This is a genomic window from Clostridium neuense (assembly GCF_045310695.1).
Lineage (GTDB): Bacteria > Bacillota > Clostridia > Clostridiales > Clostridiaceae > Clostridium_S > Clostridium_S neuense.
The window spans coordinates 1-4,912 of sequence record NZ_JBJIAA010000036.1 but is presented as its reverse complement, the minus strand read 5'-3'; the positions used below and the strand labels follow the sequence as shown (position 1 = coordinate 4,912).

General features: G+C 30.4%; 6 protein-coding genes. 1 reads left to right on the top strand and 5 read right to left on the bottom strand.

All coding sequences use genetic code 11. From position 1 onward, the window contains the following. The 5 genes from ACJDT4_RS23210 to ACJDT4_RS23190 form a co-directional block, all read right to left on the bottom strand. On the bottom strand, positions 1-110 hold a 110-nt coding region (locus tag ACJDT4_RS23210), incomplete at its 3' end, for a transaldolase family protein (RefSeq protein WP_406790003.1). A 19-nt stretch (positions 111-129) separates the two neighbouring features. Further along, complete coding sequence (locus ACJDT4_RS23205) at positions 130-831, bottom strand: L-ribulose-5-phosphate 4-epimerase (RefSeq protein ID WP_406790002.1); 702 nt, start codon at positions 829-831, stop codon at positions 130-132. 98 nt (positions 832-929) lie between these two features. Then, positions 930-2,009, bottom strand: a complete 1,080-nt coding sequence (locus tag ACJDT4_RS23200; protein ID WP_406790001.1) for a GntR family transcriptional regulator — start codon at positions 2,007-2,009, stop codon at positions 930-932. Between the two features lie 507 nt (positions 2,010-2,516). Further along, positions 2,517-3,182, bottom strand: a complete 666-nt coding sequence (locus ACJDT4_RS23195; protein ID WP_406790000.1) for an HAD family hydrolase — start codon at positions 3,180-3,182, stop codon at positions 2,517-2,519. A 39-nt stretch (positions 3,183-3,221) separates the two neighbouring features. After that, a complete protein-coding gene (locus tag ACJDT4_RS23190) occupies positions 3,222-4,337 on the bottom strand; it encodes an HD-GYP domain-containing protein (protein ID WP_406789999.1) in 1,116 nt (371 codons plus the stop codon). Positions 4,338-4,481: 144 nt separating this feature from the next. Here ACJDT4_RS23190 and ACJDT4_RS23185 point away from each other — a divergent pair, with 144 nt between their 5' ends. Next, entirely contained in the window at positions 4,482-4,754 is a 273-nt protein-coding gene (locus tag ACJDT4_RS23185; RefSeq protein ID WP_406789998.1) for a hypothetical protein, read from the top strand. Positions 4,755-4,912: the final 158 nt, after the last annotated feature.

Sequence of the window (4,912 nt, the reverse complement as noted above, 5' to 3'; positions counted from 1 at the left end):
CTTCCTTCTTTTGCAATTAATGATGGGTTGGTTGTAACACCACAAATTACGCCCATATCATTAGCTTCTTTGATTTCATCTACATTAGCAGTATCTAAAAAAAACTTCATAATAATTCCCCCATAAAAATTATTTACTTCCTTGACCGTAATACGCATTTGGTCCATGTTTTCTCATATAATGTTTATCTAAAAGGTAACTGTTTACTCTCTCTGTATTTGGCTTTAAAGTCATTGTGTTATAAGCAAGCTGTGCAACTTTATCTAGAACAACAGCATTGTATACAGCATTTGCAGGAGATTTTCCCCATGCAAATGGTCCATGGTTCTTAACCAATATCGCAGGTATATCGAGAGGCTTTATATTCCTTTGTTTTAAAGTTTCTACTATAACATTGCCTGTTTCCTTCTCATATTCTCCATGTACTTCAGCCTCTGTAAGCTCTCTAGCACATGGAATATCTCCATAAAAGTAGTCTGCATGTGTAGTTCCAAAAGCAGGTATATCTATACCAGCCTGTGCAAAAGTAGTTGCCCAATCTGAATGAGTATGGACAACCCCTCCAATTTCAGGATATTCTTTGTAAAGTACAATATGAGTTGGTGTATCAGAAGAAGGTTTATAATGTCCTTCTACTACATTACCCTCTAAATCAACTACTACCATATCATCAGGTTTCATAGTATCATAATCAACACCACTTGGTTTAATTACAAAAAGTCCACTTTCCCTGTCGATACCACTTACATTACCCCAAGTATAAATTACAAGTCCCTTGTTTACTAATTCAATATTAGCATCGAATACTTCTTTTTTTAATGCTTCTAACATGTTATTAATTCCCCTCCTTGATTTTCTTAAAATAAATAATTTAAGGTTTGCAGTTTCACTAAAAATAAAATCAAAAGTATTTTTAAAGTCCGTAAATATTATTTTTTAGTGCAGGAATCTCTTACAATAAGCTCTGCATCGTAAACATATCTTGGTTTTTTAAGTTTACCTTCTACCATTCCTATTATATATTTAGCCGCTTGTATTCCCATTTGTTTTTTAGGATGAATAATGGAAGTAAGCTTTACCTCTGACGCAGTTGCAAGACTAGAATCATCAAATCCAACTATAGATATATCCTCTGGGACCTTAATTCCATCCTTTCGCAATATTTCTATACATTTTAATGCAACTTCATCGTTGTAGCAAAAAATAGCACTTGGTCGCGACTGCATTTTTAGAATACTTCTCAAAAATTCCTTAATGGACATCTCTTTAGTATCCGTCGTATACTCACCAATTATAGTTTCATCAATTTTAACTTCATTTTCTTCAAGAGCTTTTATATAGCCTTTTTTTCTTTTTTGACCTTGAATATCATCTTTTTTAAGAATTGCTGCTATATTTTTATGTCCAAGCTCTATTAAATATTTTGTAAGTCTATAACCACCCTGTTCATCATTCAACACAAGATAAGCAGGATTAAGTTCTTCATAATATGCGTTTATCATTATATATTTAATATTCTTTTTATCAAATTCCTGAAAATATTTTTTGTCTAAATTATTTATGGAGCTCTGAGCAGGCTCTATTATAACTCCAGAAATATCTTGATTTTCTATACTTTTGAGACAATTTATTTCATTTTCAATATCATTATTGCTATTAAAAAGAAGAAGATTATAACCCTTCTGTCTTAGCACTTCTTCCACACCCTCTGTTATTTTAGGAAATATATAATTAGAAATATATGTGGTAAGCAGTGCAATGTTTTTAGATGCCTTTTCTTCCTTTTCAAAATTATCAATACAGAACGTTCCCTTGCCTTTTTCCTTTACAATAAGTCCATGTTCAGATAACTTTGAAAGTGCCTGTCTGACAGTATGTCTACTCACATTAAAATAGCTTGCAATTTCATTTTCTGATGGTAGTTGGTCACCAATATTTATCTTTTTATTTTTAATAAGATCTATAAAATGATTTTCAATAATTTCATGTTTTGTTTCATTTTTTTTCATAAGTATCAGCATTATCTCCTTACTTTTAAAAGTGTATACATGTATAAGTACATTTTATACTCCATGACAATCAACTTCAAGTATTCAAGTACAACACTATAGTTAAAATAGCATGAATTTATATATTACTTATATTGAGCTGATACATAAAATCATAATACAACCTGTATATAATCCGGTTTATAATGTACGTACATCTTATTTTAATTATATACCTACCACTATTTTTTATCAATATATTTTCTAACAAAAGATTATGCTTTATTAGGAAACTAGCAAAATAATATTTTTATCCTAGTTTGAAAATATACTAGTATTGCCCATCACATGTACGTACATTAGTTTTCTAATATAATAGACATATTATAAGCTTACATCTATCCCCTAAAACTATAATAATAAACTTATATAGCAAATAAAAAAGGTAAAGTACTATGCTACCTACAGCCATAGTATACTTTACCTTTTATAAATATAATACTTCTTTTGGATTTTTATTGTATAATTTTATTTAGACGCAAGTTCAATTATTTTGCCTATTCCTTCTTCATCAAAAGCTTCTAATATTATATCAGCTTTAGACAAATCCTGATTACCAGAATTTAAATTTCTAAATCCAACACATTTCATTCCTGCTGCTTTAGCCCCTGTAACACCATTGTTGGAATCTTCTATAACAGTACAGTCAGAAGCTTTAGCCTTAAGCTTTTCCGCTGCTTTTAAGAATATATCGGGATTTGGCTTACCGTTTACTACATCTTCACCGCTAACTATATATTGAAAATAGTCTATAAGTTTAACTCTATTAAGAATTACTTCTATATTCTTCTTAGGAGATGATGATGCCATAACTATAGAAAATCCATTATTTTTAAGCGAAGACAGAAGTTGTTCTATTCCTCTTATTAAAGTTATTTTAGAACCAATCTTTGAAAGATATTCATATTTTCTATTTTTAGAAAGCTCCATAAGTTCTTCAACCGATTGCTTTAAATTGGCCTTATTCTTTACTTTAGTCCATATTATTCTTGAGCCATTCCCTACAAAACTAAACTGTTCTTCCAAGGTTATTTCTGCACCCAATTCTTTATATAATTTTTTATTTATCTCTCTATATATTGGCTCCGTATCTACAATTACTCCATCCATATCAAATATAATTACTTTATTCAAACAATTACCTCCAATTCATTTGTTTCAATTATTTCAACATTAATTATCCTCAGGCACTTCATATTCTAAACCATTTATTACTATTGAATTCTCCTTAGCAAGTTCCATTATAGAATTTATTTCTGTACCAATTTCACTATAAACAATTTTAACATCTGGTCTTAAAGGCATCTGTGAGTATACCTTAGTTACAACTGCTATATCACCATTGCTTAATCTTATCATTGTACCCTGCGGATATGGTATAACAACCTTAGAAAAGGCTTGAACAACCTTATAATCAAATTTAGTACCACCATTAGCCATTATGTACTCTAAAGCTTCATTCGGAGATAATGCTTTTCTATACACTCTTGTGGATGTCATAGCATCATATACATCTGCAACTGCTACTATTTTAGCAAGTATGCTTATTCTTTCCCCTTCTCTTCCCTCTGGATACCCTTGCCCTCCTATGCGCTCATGATGCTGAAGTGCAACTATTCTAGCTGGTACAGACACATCATAACTACCTTTTAAGTAATCATAACCGTTTTTAGGATGTTCTTGTACTATTTTTCTTTCCTCTTCTGTGAGTTCACCAGGTTTATTCAATATCTCATTTGGAAGAAAAACTTTACCTATGTCATGTAAAAGAGCACCTATACATAAATCGAAAAGCTCATACTTATGAAAATTCATTTTCATTCCTATTATAAGTGCTATAACAGCTACATTAACTGAATGCTGATATGTATAATCATCAAAACTTTTTAAATCAACTAATCCTATCATTACATTTTTTCTCGATAAGATTTCCTCTATAAGTTCCCTTGCAACATATTGCACCGATTGAAAATCCTTCTCACTTTTTTTATAAAGATTTTGTCCTTGATAATTATTTTGATTTTTATTATAATCTTCGAGGTTATAAAAAACATCTCTGACTTTTTTTATAGCTTTCTGCCTTATTTCAGGTTTAATAACATCTTCTATTACAGCATCACTATATTTATCATTAATGTAAATAGTATAGATGTTTAAATATTCTATTTTACTAATAGTTATATCTTTAAGTTCAGTGCCCTCTTTTAAAAGAACTCTTCCCTCACTATCATATATAGTCTTTGCTAAAATACTTCCTTCTTTTACGCTCTGTATAGGAACTAACCGCATAAATTCAACACCCCGTAATTCTTCTTAGATATTTTTATTATACTACATTGAATATAAAAAAGTATAGATATTATTGTTCTTAATGATTCCAAAATTTAGTGTCAGTATTTCTGTATACACATATTATGTTATTAGGAGGCGATAATGATGAGCAGAAAATGCAAACACATGGAAAACATCAGAAGAGTATTAAGAAGACTTAGAGGAAGAAGAGTTACATTACTTCTTGAACAATGCAAGAAGTTAGAAAACGTAAAGATAAAAAGGGTATGTAGAGACGTTGTTTTAGTAAAACATCACGATGAATGCATTTACGTAAATATTTGCTGCATATGCGCAGTTACTCCTGAGTGTGAATGTTGTCATCATCATCATCATCACGACGATGATTGTGGATGCCATCAGGATTGTTGCTAAGCTAATATTTATAAAGAACCTTCTTACTATTAAAAGACTTAATATTATAACATCAAAAAAGCAGATATATATTATATCTGCTTTTGGTGGCTTATCGGGGAATCGAACCCCGGACACCATGATTAAAAGTCATGTGCTCTACCAACTGAGCTAATAAA